General features: G+C 38.9%; 17 protein-coding genes. 10 read left to right on the top strand and 7 right to left on the bottom strand.

Features of this window, described 5'->3' with window-relative positions:
- Nucleotides 1-66 precede the first annotated feature (66 nt).
- The 4 genes from acnA to AC0VXV_RS09065 all read right to left on the bottom strand — a co-directional run bounded on the left by acnA (nt 67) and on the right by AC0VXV_RS09065 (nt 6,527).
- A complete protein-coding gene (acnA, locus tag AC0VXV_RS09080) occupies nt 67-2,763 on the bottom strand; it encodes an aconitate hydratase AcnA (protein ID WP_475531255.1) in 2,697 nt (898 codons plus the stop codon).
- A gap of 293 nt (nt 2,764-3,056) precedes the next feature.
- Nucleotides 3,057-3,887 (bottom strand): DUF2785 domain-containing protein, encoded by an 831-nt coding sequence (locus AC0VXV_RS09075; protein WP_475531430.1) that lies wholly within the window; start codon nt 3,885-3,887, stop codon nt 3,057-3,059.
- 114 nt (nt 3,888-4,001) lie between these two features.
- The gene (locus tag AC0VXV_RS09070) at nt 4,002-5,384 is read right to left on the bottom strand and encodes a vWA domain-containing protein (protein WP_475531254.1); all 1,383 of its coding nucleotides are present in this window, start codon (nt 5,382-5,384) and stop codon (nt 4,002-4,004) included.
- 24 nt (nt 5,385-5,408) lie between these two features.
- Complete coding sequence (locus AC0VXV_RS09065) at nt 5,409-6,527, bottom strand: AAA family ATPase (protein WP_475531253.1); 1,119 nt, start codon at nt 6,525-6,527, stop codon at nt 5,409-5,411.
- A 278-nt stretch (nt 6,528-6,805) separates the two neighbouring features.
- Between AC0VXV_RS09065 and AC0VXV_RS09060 the strand changes: the two genes are divergently transcribed.
- On the top strand, nt 6,806-8,740 hold the full coding sequence (locus AC0VXV_RS09060) for a right-handed parallel beta-helix repeat-containing protein (protein WP_475531252.1): 1,935 nt from the start codon (nt 6,806-6,808) through the stop codon (nt 8,738-8,740).
- A gap of 110 nt (nt 8,741-8,850) precedes the next feature.
- Here AC0VXV_RS09060 and yfkAB read toward each other — a convergent pair whose 3' ends face one another.
- Both yfkAB and AC0VXV_RS09050 read right to left on the bottom strand, forming a co-directional pair.
- The gene (yfkAB, locus tag AC0VXV_RS09055) at nt 8,851-9,954 is read right to left on the bottom strand and encodes a radical SAM/CxCxxxxC motif protein YfkAB (RefSeq protein WP_475531251.1); all 1,104 of its coding nucleotides are present in this window, start codon (nt 9,952-9,954) and stop codon (nt 8,851-8,853) included.
- 129 nt (nt 9,955-10,083) lie between these two features.
- Nucleotides 10,084-11,901 (bottom strand): dynamin family protein, encoded by a 1,818-nt coding sequence (locus AC0VXV_RS09050; RefSeq protein ID WP_475531250.1) that lies wholly within the window; start codon nt 11,899-11,901, stop codon nt 10,084-10,086.
- Nucleotides 11,902-12,141: 240 nt separating this feature from the next.
- On the opposite strand from AC0VXV_RS09050, the gene AC0VXV_RS09045 reads away from it, so the two are divergent.
- The 4 genes from AC0VXV_RS09045 to AC0VXV_RS09030 all read left to right on the top strand — a co-directional run bounded on the left by AC0VXV_RS09045 (nt 12,142) and on the right by AC0VXV_RS09030 (nt 14,810).
- Nucleotides 12,142-13,575, top strand: coding sequence for a SulP family inorganic anion transporter (locus AC0VXV_RS09045; RefSeq protein WP_475531249.1), 1,434 nt, complete (start codon nt 12,142-12,144; stop codon nt 13,573-13,575).
- Between the two features lie 10 nt (nt 13,576-13,585).
- Complete coding sequence (locus tag AC0VXV_RS09040; RefSeq protein WP_475531248.1) at nt 13,586-14,005, top strand: universal stress protein; 420 nt, start codon at nt 13,586-13,588, stop codon at nt 14,003-14,005.
- Nucleotides 14,006-14,127: 122 nt separating this feature from the next.
- Nucleotides 14,128-14,607, top strand: a complete 480-nt coding sequence (locus tag AC0VXV_RS09035; protein WP_475531247.1) for a hypothetical protein — start codon at nt 14,128-14,130, stop codon at nt 14,605-14,607.
- Nucleotides 14,608-14,627: 20 nt separating this feature from the next.
- On the top strand, nt 14,628-14,810 hold the full coding sequence (locus AC0VXV_RS09030) for a hypothetical protein (protein ID WP_475531246.1): 183 nt from the start codon (nt 14,628-14,630) through the stop codon (nt 14,808-14,810).
- A gap of 258 nt (nt 14,811-15,068) precedes the next feature.
- Here AC0VXV_RS09030 and AC0VXV_RS09025 read toward each other — a convergent pair whose 3' ends face one another.
- Entirely contained in the window at nt 15,069-15,626 is a 558-nt protein-coding gene (locus AC0VXV_RS09025) for a DNA-3-methyladenine glycosylase I (RefSeq protein ID WP_475531245.1), read from the bottom strand.
- A gap of 96 nt (nt 15,627-15,722) precedes the next feature.
- On the opposite strand from AC0VXV_RS09025, the gene AC0VXV_RS09020 reads away from it, so the two are divergent.
- From AC0VXV_RS09020 to AC0VXV_RS09000, 5 genes are all read left to right on the top strand, one after another.
- Nucleotides 15,723-16,289 (top strand): TetR/AcrR family transcriptional regulator, encoded by a 567-nt coding sequence (locus AC0VXV_RS09020; RefSeq protein ID WP_475531244.1) that lies wholly within the window; start codon nt 15,723-15,725, stop codon nt 16,287-16,289.
- 5 nt (nt 16,290-16,294) lie between these two features.
- The gene (locus AC0VXV_RS09015; protein ID WP_475531243.1) at nt 16,295-16,633 is read left to right on the top strand and encodes a DMT family transporter; all 339 of its coding nucleotides are present in this window, start codon (nt 16,295-16,297) and stop codon (nt 16,631-16,633) included.
- Entirely contained in the window at nt 16,633-16,947 is a 315-nt protein-coding gene (locus AC0VXV_RS09010; RefSeq protein ID WP_475531242.1) for a DMT family transporter, read from the top strand. Before AC0VXV_RS09015 ends, AC0VXV_RS09010 begins: the two co-directional genes overlap by 1 nt.
- An 83-nt stretch (nt 16,948-17,030) precedes the next feature.
- A complete protein-coding gene (locus AC0VXV_RS09005; RefSeq protein WP_475531241.1) occupies nt 17,031-18,002 on the top strand; it encodes a TDT family transporter in 972 nt (323 codons plus the stop codon).
- 64 nt (nt 18,003-18,066) lie between these two features.
- Nucleotides 18,067-18,639: a YdcF family protein gene (locus AC0VXV_RS09000; protein ID WP_475531240.1), complete on the top strand. Its 573-nt coding sequence runs from the start codon at nt 18,067-18,069 to the stop codon at nt 18,637-18,639.
- Nucleotides 18,640-18,672: the final 33 nt, after the last annotated feature.

Genomic DNA, 18,672 nt, shown 5'->3' with positions numbered 1-18,672 from the left:
CCTTTTTGTACAAAAAAAGACAAAGCCAACCGAAATTGACTTTGTCTTTCATGTTATAGAATGGAATTATTGTTGTGCAGCTTTAGCACGTAATACCATTTGCAGGATACCACCGTGACGGTAGTAGTCTACTTCTACTTCAGAGTCGAAACGAGCTAACGCTTTGAACTCAGTTACTTTTCCTTCTGGAGAAGTTGCAGTTACAGTTAGGATATCACGTGGTTTAACATCATCAGTTAAGTTAACGTCGATTGTTTCGTCACCTTTTAATCCTAAAGTTTCAGCTGAATCGCCAGCCATGAATTGTAATGGTAATACGCCCATCATTACTAAGTTAGAACGGTGAATACGCTCGTAAGATTGTGCGATTACAGTTTTAACGCCTAGTAAGAATGTACCTTTAGCAGCCCAGTCACGAGATGAACCCATACCGTAGTCGTTACCAGCTAATACTACTAAGCCAGTACCTGCTTCTTTGTACTTCATGCAAGCATCGTAAATGTACTCAACTTCGCCTGTTGGCCAGTAAGTAGTGAAACCACCTTCTGTACCTGGAGCGATTTGGTTACGGATACGGATGTTAGCGAATGTACCGCGCATCATTACTTCGTGGTTACCACGACGAGAACCGTAAGAGTTGAAGTCACGGATCGCAACACCGTTTTCGATTAAGTACTTACCAGCTGGTGTATCTTTACCGATTGCACCTGCAGGAGAGATGTGGTCAGTAGTGATAGAGTCACCGAACTTAGCCATTACACGCATTCCAGCTAATGTTTGGATAGCACCTGGCTCTTTAGAAAGACCAGTGAAGAATGGTGGGTTTTGGATGTAAGTTGATTTTTCATCGAAAGTATATAAGTTTTCAGTTGAAGTTTCGATTGCATTCCAAGCTTCGTTAGCAGTGAATACAGTTTCGTATTCTTTTTGGAATAATTCACGAGTTACAACTTTATTTAATACTTCGTTAACTTCTTCAGTTGATGGCCAGATATCAGCGAAGAATACTTCTTTGCCTTCTGGAGTTACAGCGATTGCGTCTTTTTGTAGATCGATATCTACAGTACCCGCTAAAGCGTAAGCAACAACTAATGGTGGTGAAGCTAAGAAGTTAGCTTTTACTAATGGGTGTACACGGCCTTCGAAGTTACGGTTACCTGATAATACAGAAGTTACAAATAAATCGTTTGATTTGATTGCGTCTTCTAATTCAGGTAATAACGGACCTGAGTTACCGATACATGTTGTACAGCCGTAACCTACAGTGTTGAAACCGATTTGGTCGAAGTAGTCTTGTAAGCCTGACTCTTCTAAGTAACCAGTTACTACTTTAGAACCTGGTGCTAATGAAGTTTTAACCCACTTAGCAGGTTTGATGCCTAACTCAACCGCTTTTTTAGCAACTAAACCAGCAGCTAATAATACGTATGGGTTAGATGTGTTTGTACAAGAAGTGATGGCAGCGATTGCTACAGCACCAGCAGGAACTTCTAAGTCACCTTCTGCAAATTTAGCAGTTGATGTTTTAGAGAATTCTTCTTCTGTTAAACCGAAACCTTGAGTACCCTGTGGAGCTACTACTGATTCACGGTAAACACGTTTCATTTCAGTTAAAGGAATTAAATCTTGTGGACGCTTAGGACCAGAAAGGTTTGCTTCGATGTCCGCAAGGTTAATTTCTAATACGTCAGTGTATACTGGCTCTAAGTCAGCATCAAAGAACATGTCGTTAGCTTTTAAGTAAGCTTCAACAACAGCAATGTGCTCTTCGTCACGGCCAGTTAAGCGCATGTAGTTTAATGATTCTTCGTCAACTGCGAAGAAACCACAAGTAGCACCGTATTCTGGAGCCATGTTTGAGATTGTAGCACGGTCAGCTAGTGGTAAACCAGGTACGCCAGGTCCGAAGAACTCAACGAATTTGTTTACTACACCACGAGCACGTAATACTTGAGTTACTTTTAATGCTAAGTCAGTAGCTGTTGTACCGTTTGGTAATTCGCCTACTAATTTAACACCGATAACATCAGGAATTGGGAAGTAAGATGGTTGACCTAACATACCAGCTTCAGCTTCGATACCACCAACACCCCAACCTAGAACACCGATACCGTTGATCATAGTTGTGTGAGAGTCAGTACCTACTACTGAGTCAGGGAATGCTACTAAACCTTCTTCTGTTTCGTTAACGTGAACGATTGGAGCTAAGTACTCTAAGTTAACTTGGTGTACGATACCAGTTGCTGGTGGTACAGCGCGGAAGTTATCATAAGCAGTTTGAGCCCATTTTAAGAAGTTATAACGTTCAGCGTTACGCTCGAACTCTAAATCCATGTTCGCTTGTAATGCTGCTGCGTTACCGTATTTATCTACTTGTACTGAGTGGTCAATTACAAGGTCAACCGGAATTGCAGGGTTGATTTTAGCTGGGTCTCCACCCATTTCTTTCATTGCAGAACGTAATGAAGCTAAGTCAACTACTACTGGAACACCAGTGAAGTCTTGTAATACTACACGAGAAGGTTTGAATGGTACTTCAGCATCTGCATTGTGATTACCGAAGTTAGCTAATTCATTAACATGCTCGTCTTTAATTACATAGTTATCGTATTGACGTAATACTGATTCTAATAATACTTTAATTGAATAAGGTAGGCGTGATACTTTTGCGATACCAGCTTCTTCAATTGCAGCTAAACGGAAATAGTTATAAGTTTTACCGTTAACTTCAAAAGTCGAACGACTGTTGTGTAAGTTTGCCATGTTGTGTTCCCCCTAGTTTTTCTTAATTGAAAAGGTTGTAATGCTCTTTTCTCCACAGTCAATAATAGCGCACATTCATACATAAGTAAATTGCATTATTATTATCTTTTGCGATAAGTTAAAATTATGACCTATCGGAAATGCCATTTTCTTCTGCAATACATTTAGAAATCCTACTTTGTCAGAAAGTTCTTCTCACACTGTTTTCCTGAACAATTTCATCATGCATTAAAAAGGCATACTTTTTTAGTACATCTGTTAAATATATTTATTATTGTACTAAAATAAAGGTATTAGTTTAATTTGAGCCAGCGCTGAATGAAAGTTGACACAATACTGCGTAATTTTTCATTCCGATTGGCAAATTTCAAATAAAAGTAAAGCGTTTTCGCCAAGTTCAGCTGGTTTGTTCTCGCTTTAAACGAAAGTGCATCATAGCCGCGCTCATAGGCGACCATTTCCAGCTGGTCAAACAGCTGTTCAAACCATTCGATGAACAGTTCTTCGTCAATCTTTTTGGCTAACAATGCCTGAATGATATTGCAGAAACGTTCTTCTTCGTCATCGACAAATACATAGCCCTTCCAAATATTTGCGCGAATTGCCTGCAATATTTGGGCGGTGAAGCGGATTGGATAAAGCGGATGCGCAATAATGGCGTTAATTAACTCGGTTGTATTTGTAACGCTATGTGCCCAGCCTGACTTCGTATCGACGAAGCTTCGCAAATCCTGCTCTTTCGTTAACAATGCCACCGCATTTTGTGCAAGCAGCTCCAACTGCTCACTCGTTAAAATGGCAAGCTGTCGATCGGCATTCACGATTGCCGCTAAATAAAGAGCCGCATAGGAACGCTGGAAAACGGAAATTGTCCCATTTTCACCGATATTATAAAGTAAACCGTCTGTTGAAGAAAGTTTGCTCACAAAATCGGCAATAACCGCCTCACCAAGTGCATTTTCCGACAACAGCAAAATGAACAGACGATAATTCAGCTGGTCACGGATTGCTGCTTCTTCATGACCAATTGTCTCCAGTAAATCATTCAATATCGACGGATGCTCCTGAATAGATTGTTTTCGCTCTTCCGTCGTCATTTCAAAAAACTTTTCATAATCTTCCACTAACAAAAAGACGCCTCCTAACCAAATGCCTAACAATATTGTAAGAGACGTACGATCATTTGACTAGGTAAAAGCTTTTCTAATAGACGCACACCTTCTGAATATACCCGTTTTTTATAAAACAAATGCATCTTCTGCTTCAAATAATTCATTTACTTCAATAACACGATCCGAAAATCGGTCTACAACATTCAGATCGACAGTATTGAATAAATTTGTTAATACAATTGAAGTACATTCAAACTGCTTCTGCTTTTTTGTTTGCGCGAATTCTTCTATAAAACGCGATGGTAAAAAGCTGGACCCGTCCGTTACGAACAGCAAATCCGCTTTTTTAAATTCACTTTTCTTTAGAAGCTTCAATGCTTCTCGTAATGGCAGCTCATAATTTGTACCTCCACCGATGAAGCTATCACTGAACTGAATGAGATCCTGAGTCTTTGCCTGACCTTTTCTGAAAAATTTAATTTCCCCTACATTTGTTGCAAAAGGGATAATCGCAAAATCTCTTTTCTGTTTTTTAGCGATGTTCAGCAAAGCAATACAAAACGCCTTACTTTGGGCTTTAATCGATGTCATGGAACTGCTCTCATCCATGCACACAATGATCGGTCCTTTTCCTTGCCGATCTTTTCCCTTCTTATTAAAAACAAGTGTTTGCTGCTCGCTTAACCGCTTTAAAAAATCGAGCTTGCTATGTCCGAGCATATAGTTGCCCAATTCGGCCGGCAACAGTCGGGACAGCTCATGCCCAAAAGTCACCGATTGATGCTGGATCGTCTCATCTTGTTTGGACTTCTGCTTTTTTGTCGCAATTTTTTTAAACCGGCCGACTAATTCGGCAATTTTATGCAATTCCTTGCGCTCGCTAATCATTCTTGCCAGTTTAAACTGATCGCTTAAAGGTACTTGATCCATTTTTTTGCCGTCCATCGTCCCGACTTTCATGACCGCAGCTTTTGTGTGATGAATAGTCTTTTTATTTTGCTGCAGCATCATGCCGATTGATGTTTTGGATAACTGCTTTAAATATTCCCTTTTTTCCGGTAAATCATTTGTCACATTTGACATTTGCTGCTGTTTTTGAAAAGCTTCCAGCTGCTCGATCTGAAATGGATTTTTTTGCTCCTCATAATATTGGAAGCTTTTAAGAAGCTGTTCTGCAATGCTGACAGAAGTAAGGACACTTAATAGCTCGTCACCCTTTGTCAGCTCATGCCATTGGATGTATTCTTCATTTTTCAGCAGCTCTTTCATAAAATCAAATTGCATTTTATCCAGTTGCAATGCATTTTCGTTTAATACAGGCGCTTTATAATAGAAAGCATGCCAGCAATCCCCAATGATATTCGTAAAGCCGGGAACAATTTTTTCTCCTGCAATGCAGCTGTCATTCAACAAAGTGGCCATTTTCAACAATTCATTAAACCGTGCCTTTTGCTCAGCGCTGCCCTCAAAAACCGTTCGGCTGTAGATTACATGTATGTTCTCACTCAAAAAGCATCCCACCTTCTGTATTCTTTAAAATCCGATAACATCTGAAGTTATTCGAAGCAATTGTTTATGCATTTCAGTTTTTAGACTGTTTAATTCCGGGCGACTCGGAATTTGACGGCTCATATTTTGTACTTCCATAAATAATGTTTTCCCCTGCAGGAGCAGTTGACTCAGCTCCGATTTAGCAAACGGAGATTTTTGAAGCATCGCATTTCTCGCAGTTAAAATAATCATCTCAAACTCGGTCGATGTCCTGTGAATAAACGCTTCGACCGTATCAAAGGCCACTTCTTTAATGATTTGTTCTGTTAACGATTTTTGTTCAACCGTTTCCCATAAGATATTCGTCAAAATCGACAAGTCTTCCCGGATTACTTCTGTCCGCCCGTCTAAATATGCTTTCGCTTTTAGAACCGACAGTGACTGTTTAAAACGTCGATCGGACGGACGAATGCCTTCATCTTGAAGTGCCTGCCTAATTTTAGCGAGTACTTTAAAAATCGTATCCGAAATGGCAACCTTATTCGTCTTTTGCTGATGTTCATAAAGCTCGTCCAACGTTATTTTCGATACTTCCTTTTCCCTGTCGTCCTTTAGCATTGCAATAAAGGCTTCTTCTTCACGAATATAATTTACTTCATAGCGCAGCAAAAAACGGTCGAATAATGCCTCCAGCCCTTCCCCTTCTTCGATATATTCATTGGATGAACCGACCATCGTCAAAAGTGGAGAAGCAATCGGAACCCCGTTGTTATAATATATTCGTTCATTGATTAGAGTCAGCAATGAATTCAAAATCGCGGAGTTTGCTTTAAAGATTTCATCAATAAACGCAAAATGTGCTTCCGGCAGCATATTAGTTACATTCCGTTTATAAATTCCCTGCTCCAAATCTTTTAAAGAAAGGACACCAAACAATTCTTCAGGCGTACTGAAAGGTGTCAATAAATGCTGAAAACAATGACTTCCCTCTACAATAGAACCAAGCATGGACGATAACACACTTTTCCCCGTCCCCGCCGGACCGATAAATAAAAGGTGCTGCCTTGATAATAAGGCAATTAATAATGCTTCAATTTCTTCTTCCCGATCATAAAAACGTTCATTCAATTGCTGACGAATTGTTTGCAGCTGTTCACACATTGATTGACCACCTTTCCCTTTTTCCGTGAATCCGTTTACCCGCACATTTATATAATCCTCTCCTTATAACGTTACACGTCCTGTACGGTTTTTAAACCTTTGCCTCTTACATTTCTTCCTATAAATAACTAGGAATATTTCAGGTGACTTTGCACTATTTTAGTAAGAGCATATGAAAAAAATCTTTTCATGTTTTTACACAATTTAAGTTGCAAATGATTAATTTTGTTATTTTACGTGAACATATTACATATAGCATGTTTTGTAGGAGGAATCGTATGGCGTTAGTAAGAGTGTCTTCTTCAATTTTTTCACGCATTAAAACTATTCAAAAAGCTGTGCAGCGAACAACGCGCTTTGATGAAATTATCGTTGCATCCGGGACATATAAAGAAACTTTAACTTTTGAGGAAAACAGAACGGTTGCAGCACAAAAGGATGCAACTGTCTGCTTAAAAGGATCTATCGTGATCGCTGAGTCTGCGGCAGTCACATTTGAGAACATGACGATTCAACCTGCAACGCAAATTTACGTCGAAGGTGAAATTATATTAAGAAACTGCGTCATTCAAGGTGGACGTACGAATGTACTGTTAGCAATGAACGGCGGAACATTACATTGTGAAAACACGGTATTCAAGGATGCATCGGATGCAGCCGTCACATTAATTTACAATAGTGCAGCCCATTTTGAAGATTGTCATTTTGAAAACAATAAAAAGGTCCATATATTAGCGGAAAGCTCAACGCTTCATTTAACAGACTGTACCCTTTCAAAAGCAAACCAGGCACTTTGGGTTAAATCTAATGCAAAGGCATATTTAACTCGTGTGAAAGTCCAGCACCATTCCGGCACACAGCTCATTATCCAGGACCATGCCTTATTGGAAATGGATGCCTGCGAAGTAATGCACGGCGAAGGTAATGGTATATATGCATCAGACCATTCAAACATTCATTTAACGAAAACAGCAATTCAACACCATCACCTTCCCCAAATCTGGATGCAAAGAAGTTCCCTAAACGTGACAGATTGCCAAATTCAATACGGCAATGAATCCGGTATTATTTTACGGGACTATTCTGAAGCAATGATCGAGAATTCACTGGTTGCTTTTCATAAAATTGCAAATGTCCAGCTATTGCTCGAGTCTTTCCTTAATATGACGAACTGTGAAGTATACAGCTGCCAAGGCGTCGGGATTCATATAAAGGAAAAGTCGATCGCCAACTTCAATAGTACGGTGTTTGCCTATAATGTGCTGCCGCAGCTTTTCATTACCGAAAACTCCATTTGTACAATAAAAGATGCGACAATTCAGGAAGGAAAACAGATTGGGGTTTATACAGAAAAAGGTGCTTCGTGTTCAATAGTTTCCAGTACCATTACAGGTCATAAAAATGCGGCGCTAACGGTAATGGAGGCGGAATTATTCCTATTAAATACGACGGTTCATCAAAATAAAGGCAATGGCATTTTAGCGGTCAATCATGCAAAAACTTCTGTGGACAATTGCCATTTCAATCATAATGATCTGGCACATATAGCCGGGAAAAACAACAGTACGGTCACGATTTATCAAAGCGAATTAATCGGCGGCAAAAGTATCTTTGTCATGGATGCATGCGAGCTTGAAGTAACCGAATCGGTTGTTAAAGATGGTACGGGAATTCAAATTGAAATGGTCGGCAATACGAATGCAACAATTCAGCATTCCCAGATTAGCGGTGGCGAAACGAACGGAATTGTGGCGATGAAAGATACATCGGTCCACATTATCGAAAGCCAAATTTCGTGTCATAAAATGCCGCAAATCATCATCAATGACAGTTCTCTTGTGTTAAAAGACAGCGAGTTGATGGAAGGAGAGCGTAACGGTTTAATTATTGAAAACCATGCAGAGGCGTTGATTCAGGATTCATTCATTTCCAATCATATGTATTCCCAGTTATGGATTGACTCCGAATCTTCAGTTGAGCTGAACGCAACACAGATTATTGAGGGACATGAATCCGATATATTTGTTCAAAACAAATCGGTTCTCCATGCTTCGAAATGCATTATCCAAAATGCGAAGTTTGACTTTAATATCCAAGCGGTCAACTATTCAAAAATTTATCTGTCCGAAACAATGGTCGACAACTCGTTTGGTTCAAAGTTTTACAGTGAAAATAACAGCGAAATTTCATCGAATTTGGATGAGATCAGCTAATTGCATTACTACCTGCGGCTTTTTCAGTTGCAGGTAGTTTTTCATTGTAGGCGAAGCAAAAAATAAAAACAATCTACCCACATATGGATAGATTGCTATATTTAAATTATTTATTTCACAATCCCACTGACAAATTCAGTAGACGGATAATACATATTTTTAACAATGACGTTTGCCCCTAAGCACTTCACAGCAGGACAATGACAATTGATTGATTTGGAAATATTTGAATCGAGCCATCTCTTGTATATTTGAGTTAATGATTCATTTTTAATATTACCGAACGCCTGACCGTCATCCGAGAAATCGGTAACCGAAATATCACCTGAGAAGATATTCAGGTTCATTCTTGAACGCCCGTCAACATCATTTCTCATTGTCGTATTCGGTGCATTATTGATTCGGTTGATTAATGCGATATCGCGCTCATCTCGGCTGCACGGATAGAACGGCAATGTTCCGAATAAAACCCAAATATCTTTATTCCTGTAATCTAGGATTTCATTGATAACTGTTCTGTATTCATCCAAACCGATCGTTTCTAAACTTTCAGCGAAATCACTTGCATACATCGGGTGAATCTCATGCCGTTTACATTGCATTTCATTGGCTACTTCATGATGGATTTTCTCCATAAACGGCACCGTGTTGCGATTTAACATTGTTTCTGCGGAAACGAACATGCCGCCTTTTGATAGTTCTCTTGCGTTGTCAAAAATATTGCGATATAAGTTCCCTCTATATTCAACTGACGGCGTTTTCTCCATCATTGCAAATCCTGTTTCAACAAATTCTCTTTCATCACACCAGTTGTGCGAAATATGCATGACATCTAAATAAGGTGCAACCAGTTCATAATGAGAAATCGGTAAAGTAAGGTTGGAGTTAATTTGTGTCTTAATCCCCCTGCTTTTCGCATATTTCAATAGCGGTAACAGGTTATCCTTAATTCCCTTTTTAGTTAGTAATGGTTCTCCACCTGTAAAACTCATTGTTCGTAAGGATTCAACCTCATCCAGTTTCCGAATAATTTCGTCTGCCGGGATGGCCGGTAATTCTTTCGTTAATAACGTATATCCTACTGCACAATGCGAGCATCTCATATTACATAAGTTTGTTGTTGTAAACTCTATATTAGATAAAGTTAGCTTACCATGTTGATCGATATCAATATATGGTTCCCATTCATCATGAGGTTTAAAAATTGTATTCATTTAAATACTTCCTTTCTGCGAGTACAATTTTCTCATAAAAACGTTGTATTGGAAAGGCTATTGTTTATAAGGACGACACCGTGAAAAAGCAAATGGCTGCATGAGATAAAATCCCGCGCAGCCAATTTTTTAGATTTCAATTTTTTCTGGTAACTCCGGAATATCCGATACTATATCTTCTTCAGTTAACCGCAGCTCAAATAGTTGGTATTTTTCTTTCAAATTCAGCTGTGCCAACATTTCATCCGGTTCTGTTGGAATTGGTGTTTCATACCTATAATCAACCGTTATAATACGATCAATCGTCTGTTGGATTTGCCCTTTTTCCTGCTCTTTAATCGGCAAAATTCTTTCCAGTAATAGAGGCTCTATCGCATCTTTTATAAAGCTTTGCGCTTCGGCAATGCAATTGAATTCAGCAAGTTTATTTACAGAGGCTGTTATATAGGACCGTTCGCGAATCCGTTGCTCTTCCAATTCGTTTAACTGCTTGTGTATTGATAATAGCCGATTTTTCACCAGCTCGTTTAGTCGGCTTTGTACTGCACCCAGTTTTTCCAGAACAAATTGCTCGTATTTTTTAATAAACACCAGTTTCTGTTCACAATTTTTCTGGATTTTATTCAACGTTTGAATTTGCTTGGACAAAAGTGGTGTAAGTTCACTCTCTTCTAACGGGAATGTGAGCGTCATCCCCGATTGTTTTTTGAACTGATTTTCAAGTTGTCCATGCTCAATAGAGTATTCTACATGCAACTTTCGGTAATCACGCACATTTTTTTGATAAAGTACCGCCATTTCCTCATACATATCGATGATCGGATCACGTAAATAGGAATGGCTTTCCAGTGTCTGTAACAGCTGAAAAAGAGTTTGTACTTCTTTGAACACTTTACTGACCGATTCATATTGTTTGTCTAGTGAGTTGATGAGCGCCTTATCCTGTTGGAATTGGGCTGGGTCGCTATTAAAATTACTTTGATGCTGTATGACATTTTCAAATGCCGATACATACGGTTCTCTTGCAGGAATTGTATTAATTTCGACACGAAGACGTTCCAGCCATTGAATAAATCGCTCCGTTATATGGCGCGTCTTTTTTTGCTTGTTATCAATTAGCTGAAACATCAGTTGAGATAGCAGTGTAATACGGGAATCAATAAGCAGCTGTGTACTGTTCGTATTACGTGCTTCCTGGGCCTGTAAAGCCGATACCGGTACATCCTCCCCTATAAAGTAGCCGTAACGTTCTTTCTCCATATCAAGAAAGGCTTCCACTTTCACATCTACCCGGTCAATCCCGTTTACGACTAAATGAGCAGTAATCCCCATTTTGTTCAGCTTTTCGATAAAATTCAATTCAGTTTCCGTAGCCGGTGAACCCGCTTGCAGAACCCAGAAAACTTCATTACAGCGCTGTAATAAAGCTGGTGAAAAGTATGCTGTATTGTTTGCGCCTGCTTCGAGCGCAACCGAATCGACAATTGTCACTTTTTTTAACAGCTCACATGTTATATATACCTCTAAATAATCCAGATGCTTACGAATTAATTGGGCACTTTCCGTATTTGAAATCGTAAAAAATGAGAGTTCGGCAATATTAAGTGTCACTTCCATGCCATTTGAAAATACGGCTTTTATATATTCCTTATCACCGTATTTTAAAAATGTATTGGTCTTCGTCGGTTCTGATGGGCGGTCTTCCAGCAGATTTCTGCCGATTAAGCTGTTGATTACTGTCGTTTTCCCAACCCGCTCTTTTCCGAGAAAGAGCACGATTGGCTGACTGTTTGCATCATCTATAATCTGTTTTAAACGGGTTGTCGTATCTTTTACATAACTATTTCGAGACAGAATACTATGCAAAGGTTTTAACCGTTCAATTAATTGTTCCAACGGATTATGTTCAACAAAGTTGTTTAGCTGTTCGCTGAATCGCTCAGTCATACGGGTCACTCCTTTACAAACAATTGTTATTCTATTATAAACGCAGTGATTTCCATTTGGAGAAGTAATTACGAAAATCGAAATAATTGGTTCCTCATACTTAATCAATAAAACGTCGACTAGGTATTAACACATGGAAATTTTATTAAGGAAATTAAAATCCATCATAATGTTGCTATTACTAAACATTGTTTGCGTGCTATTATAGTAGAAGAATATTTAAAAGGAGCTACACAATATATGTACAATATCCGTGAGCAATGGTTTGGGAATGTACGCTCAGATGTGCTGGCAGGACTTGTTGTCGCACTGGCCCTCATCCCTGAAGCAATTGCTTTTTCAATTTTAGCTGGTGTAGATCCGATGGTCGGACTCTATGCCTCATTTGTAATCGCTGTAACAATCAGCTTTGTCGGTGGTCGTCCTGCGATGATTTCCGCCGCAACAGGAGCGATGGCCCTCGTTATCGTCTCTCTTGTAAAAGACCATGGATTGCAGTATTTACTCGCTGCAACAATTTTAACTGGAGTTATCCAAATCATTTTCGGAATGCTGAAAATTGCACGCCTGATGAAGTTTATCCCGAATGCGGTCATGATCGGCTTTGTGAATTCATTGGCGATTTTGGTATTCATGGCCCAAACACCGCACTTTATTGGCGGCGACTTCGTTACGTGGGCGTTTCTTCTGGCGACAATTGCACTTATTTACTTAATTCCTTTTGTCATTAAGGGTATTCCCGCCCCGCTCATTGCCGTAGTTATTTTATCGGCAGTAGCTATTTATTCAGGCTTTAATTTAAATACAGTCGGAGATATGGGAACAATTACACAGTCATTGCCATCATTTTTAATTCCGGATATTCCGTTTAATTTTGAAACGTTAATGATTATTTTACCGTATTCATTGGCTCTGGCTGTTGTCGGATTGGTCGAATCATTACTGACTGCATCCATTTTGGATGATATGACGGCTTCTGAAAGCGATAAAAATAAAGAAGCGCGCGGACAAGGAATCGCCAATGTTATTAACGGTTTCTTCGGTGGTATGGCCGGCTGTGCGATGATCGGACAATCTGTTATTAACGTAAAATCCGGCGGACGTGGCCGACTCTCCACATTTGTTGCTGGTGTATTTTTAATGTTTTTAATACTCGTATTGGGCGATTATGTCGTTCAAATTCCAATGCCGGTACTTGCCGGTGTAATGGTTGTTGTATGTATTACCCAATTTGACTGGCAATCATTCAAATATGCTGTGACAGCACCGAAAAAAGATGTGTTTGTTATGCTTCTGACAATCGCGGTTGTCCTGTATACACATAACTTAGCGTTAGGTGTTGTAGCCGGTATTATTGTCAGCGCCCTGTTTTTCGTAAACGAAATCTCACGTGTAAGTATTTCACAGCAAGGGAAAACATACTTTGTCAAAGGGCAACTATTCTTCGCTTCAACGGAAGGTTTTATTGACTATTTCAAAACTGTTCAAGAGGAGCAGTCATCAATTGTCATCGACTTCTCACTATGTAAAGTGTGGGATGACTCGGCAATCGGTGCTTTAATGAAGGTGAAAGACCAGTTGAAAGCGAAAAATATAGAAGTAACCTACTTGAATATTGATGAATCAAGTAAACAGCTATTGAAGAAGTTAACCGGTACGACATTAATCGATTAGGAGGTGGCTTATGTATCAACATATTTTACTGGCCGCTGATGGTTCGCAAAACTCGATACGTGCGGCAAAAGAAGCTTTAAAAATAGCCCAAATAAATGCTGAAACATTGGTGACAATCATTTTTATCATCGATATGGAAAAAGCGAAAACGGATGTATTGCATTCAAGCTCCATCGAAAGTCTTTACATGGAACGTCGTCGAAAGCTCGTGCCGATCGAGGAACTGTTCAATGAGCATCAAGTCCGTTATAAAGTGGAAATCATTCACGGCTCACCAGGACCTGAAATCATCAAATTTGCCAACACGCAAAATGTCGATATAGTGGTGATCGGAAGTCGCGGCTTAAACAGTCTTCAGGAAATGGTGCTAGGCAGCGTATCACATAAAGTGATGAAGCGCGTCCAATGCCCTGCAATGCTTGTGAAGTAAGGCAAAACTAAAAAAAGAGAAGACAAAACATTTTTAGTGCGACTAAAAATGTTTTGTCTTTTTTTTATGTATAACTGATATAATTGGGGTCAACAGTTCAGATTGGGGATGAGGTGGAAACTATGTTTTTCTTAAAACCTAAACTAATTAAAAATGATAAGAAATTTAACGCGGAATTGTTATTTAAAGATGTTTCACCAGATCAATGGGATCAGGATCATTTAACAAAAGCTAATTTGGATTATTCAATAGATAGTGTTCGTCTCGTCAATGAGTACGCTGAACGGTTAATCCATACAGAATTTGGACAGCAGCTTTTAAAAGAGCACTCAGATAATTTCATCACACGTATCGGTGCCTATTTAGGCGAAGTAATAAAAAATCACAAAGACGGGCATTATCGCTGGTTTGATTTTAATTCAGTAAAAGCAAATACCGTACATTTAAATAATTATGTATCGAGTGTTGAAGATGAATCTGTTCTTTATTCTAAAAAAATGGATAACGTATTGTGCCCCATCTATGAAGTGAAGCTATATTTTGAAGGTAAGTCCAACTATAATAATTTTTTAGCATATGTAGAACAAGCGATAAAAAACTAGATTTACTGGGGGAACTATTTATGGCCAATGAAGCTTTAATAGTACTAGCCATAGTATCAACTGTAATATGGATTACGGTATCTAAAGAAGCTATAAAACCTATTAAAGAGGTTGATAGACGAAAGATGATCACTTTATTATCCGCAGGAACTTTAACTGCAATTATTTTAACTGTATCCCTTTTTCAACATTTATTGTTTTAATTCGATTTAACGTGCACGCGTAGATTAAAAATTTCAGAGGAGATAATTTGAAAAAACTTCTTTTATTACTCATTATAATCCTCAGTTCCAGCAAAATAATCCTCACTTCGAGCTATATAATCCTCACTTGCTCATGCTTAATCCTCAGTTCTTGTTTGTTAATCCCAACTTTCAAGTATATAATCCTCAAATCGTTTATTTATAAAAATTGGGGTCAGAAACTCCGCGTCCGTTTCCAGTTGGAGCCCGCCCCTTCTTTTACCTTTTGAAACAGTGGCAATTCGTTGTATGGTCATTCACCATGCCAACTGCCTGCATATAGGAATAGCAGATCGTGCTGCCGACAAATTTGAAACCGTCTTTTTTCAGCTGCTTGCTCATACGGTCGCTTATTTCTGTCGTAATAGGTACTTGTTCGGATGATTCCCATGAATTTGTCAGCGGCTTACCATCAACAAAAGACCAAATATAGTTTGAAAAGGAGCCGTATTGTTTTTGAATAGCTAAAAAGCTCTCGGCATTTGTGACGACACTTTTGATTTTCAGCCGATTGCGGATAATGCGTTCATCATTTCTTAATGCTTCAAGTTTTTCTTCATCGTATTGTACAATCTTTTCCGCATCAAACTGATCAAATGCAGCTAAATACCCTTCTCTTCTTTTTAATATTGTCAACCAGCTTAAGCCTGCCTGTGCCCCTTCGAGACAGAGCATTTCAAATAGCTTCCGGTCGTCATAAACAGGTACGCCCCACTCTTCATCATGATATTTCACATAGATAGGTTCATCCAGCTTTACCCAACTGCAACGCTCCATTGTCCTCACCTCTTTTTAACCACTGTAATCCAACTCGTTTGCAATCGCAATCAATTTTTGTTACCCTTACCTTACGAACGTCAGGAAGGTGATAACATGACTAAAGAGAAAATAATACAGGCCGCTCTGCTTAATTTCAGCGAACACGGATACAGCGGCGGATCATTGGCCCAGATCGCGGAAGAAGTAGGAATACGGAAACAATCGATCTATACGTATTTTAAAAGTAAAGATGCGCTCTATTTATCGATTTCGAAACAGGCAATGGAAGCTGAATTGTTATTTGCAAAAGAATTTATCGCAAAACATCAGCATCTTCCTGTCGAAAAAGTATTGCTGCCATTTCTGCAGTCTTTTCAACATCGCTTTGAGTCCATTGCTGAAACTAAATTTTTCATGCGTTCGATTTTCTTAATGCCGCAACATTTGGAGCAGCAGTTAAGTGAACAAACGTACATTTATTTGGACGAATTAGAAAGGCTATTCACGGAATATTTAAAAGAACAAAAACTGTCCGTATCAGCGAATGAAGCAGCAATCGGCTTTTTGGCTTTGCTTGATAGCCTGTATGTCGAAATGCTTTATGGCGGCAGTGAACGGTGTGAAAAACGTTTGCAGGCGGGATGGACAATATTTTATAGAGGAATAAGAGCTGAGGTGTAGACATCATGACAAAATACTGGATACTCGTCCTATTGGCAGGCATCATTGAAATTGTTTGGGCAATGGGACTGAAATACGCAAATACAGTGTGGCTATGGATTGGAGTTGCCGCATTGATCGTTATATCGTTTTATATTTTAATTATCGCAACGGAGAAACTGCCGGTTGCTACCGTTTACGCGGTGTTTACGGGAATTGGTACTGCCGGTACAGTCATTGCGGAAACGGTCATTTTCAACGAGCCGTTCAGCTTAACGAAAATCGGCTTTATTGGATTATTATTAATCGGTGTCATCGGGTTAAAACTCATTTCAAATGAACCGGAAGAAGCGAGGGATGCATAATGGCTTGGGTATTTTTAATTTTTGCCGGACTTTTTGAAGTCGGCGGTGTAATCGGAATGAACAAGGTTGCCCAGAAAAAGTCACTCGGCTCCTATGCATTTCTAATTGGCTCCTTTATTATCAGTTTCTCGCTCCTTTCTATGGCAATGAAAGAATTGCCTATGGGAGTTGCCTATGCTGTATGGACAGGGATCGGTACAGTCGGCGGCACCCTTGTAGGTATGTTTATATATAACGAATCCAAAGACTGGAAGAGAATTCTATTTATTTCGTTTATTATTATTGCGGTTGTCGGATTAAAAATTACGCAGTAGAATAGAGTTAGTAGAATCAATGTGTACATTTCATGAATATTTTCATAGTTTGTGCACATTGTTGTTATATTTTGGAGGCCATTGTGAGAAATTTATTTCAAATAGTCCCAATTCCAATCAGTGGGCTAATGCTCGGACTGGTTTCATTGGGAAATTTATTTTTAAGCATGGACAAAGCAATTTTCGGTCACGTCTGTTTTTTTATAGGAATCTTTTTATTTCTATTAGTCATTGGAAAACTGATTTTTGCATTTTCCAGTATCCTTGCAGAAATGCAAAACCCGATTATTGCGTCAGTATCCCCCACTTTTACGATGGGGACTTTATCGATAAGTAGTGGTTTGCACTATTACGGTGTAAGTGAATTCGTTATACATATGATCTGGATTCTTGCTGCAACGACTCAAATCTTTATTATCTTTTATTTCATTCGAACATTTATTTGGAAAAAACGGATTTCGATTTCGGATATTTATCCAAGCTGGCTTATTATGTTTGTCGGAACAGCAGTTATGCCTTTAACAGCGAGTGATCTATCAGGCGTATTCACAAAAGCGATTGTTATTTTCGCGATATGCTCTTTTATTGTGTTAGTGCCAATTCTAATTTTCCGTATATTTATTAGAAAAGATTTGCCGGTGCCTACGATTCCGATGTTGACGATTTTAACCGCGCCCGCTTCGATCAGTTTAGCTGCTTATTTCCAGCAGTTTGAAAGTCAATTCGGTATTGTCATGACATTATTCATTGTCGCGCAAATATTGTATCTTTTAGTACTGTCGAAATTACCGAGTGCATTACAGCTGCCTTTTTATCCAAGTTATGCTGCCTTTACATTCCCTTTAGTTATTTCTGCTACTGCCACTTATGGTGTCATTCATTATTTCGGGCAAAATGGGCTGTCTACAAATTGGCTGGAAACGTATTTTTATTTTCAATTAACTTTCTCTGCAATTATTGTATTTTACGTTTTTATCCGCTATATCAATTACTTATCCGTACAAGTACGACAACAGCGTAGAGTCATAAGGGAAGAAAAAGAAGCCATTTCATAATTCTTCCGTAATAGCGAAACATTCCCCCTTTATGCATCGTATACTATATAAAGGGGGGATTTTTTTGAAAAGAATTATTTTTGCACTATTATTTATTCTAATTATACTCGTGTTAATTTTCTACTGGCTTGACTATGAAATGAATGCAGCATTAAAAAATGAGGCAGACGGTTCAAATGAATATGTTGTCATTTTAGGCGCAAAAGTGAAACCAGGCGGCATCCCTTCCCAGTCACTAAAAAACCGTTTAGATGCAGCAGTGGATTATTTACAAAAATATCCCACTGTAAAAGCGATTGTTACAGGTGGTCAGGGTGCTGATGAAGATCGTACAGAAGCATCGGTCATGGCTGACTATTTAATCAAAAATGGGATTGCTGAAGATAGAGTTTTATTGGAAGATCAGTCTACAACGACTTATGAAAATTTGTTGTTCGCAAAAAAACTTTTGCCCGAAAATACAGCGAGCATCACGATTATTTCAAATGATTTCCATTTGAAACGTGCGACAATTCTCGCACGAAAACTCGGTCTAAAGGCAGATGTGGTGGCAGCCCCTACTCCAAAAGTCGTCAACACAAAATCACGTATCCGCGAACGTCTTGCGATCATTAAGGCCTATACGAGAGGCCAATAATTTTACATTTGCCGTTCAATTCGTTATCGTAAA

Source organism: Solibacillus sp. iso_87 (genome assembly GCF_056173085.1).
The sequence above is the reverse complement of the archived record's forward strand: the minus strand, read 5'-3'. Positions and strand labels throughout refer to the sequence as shown.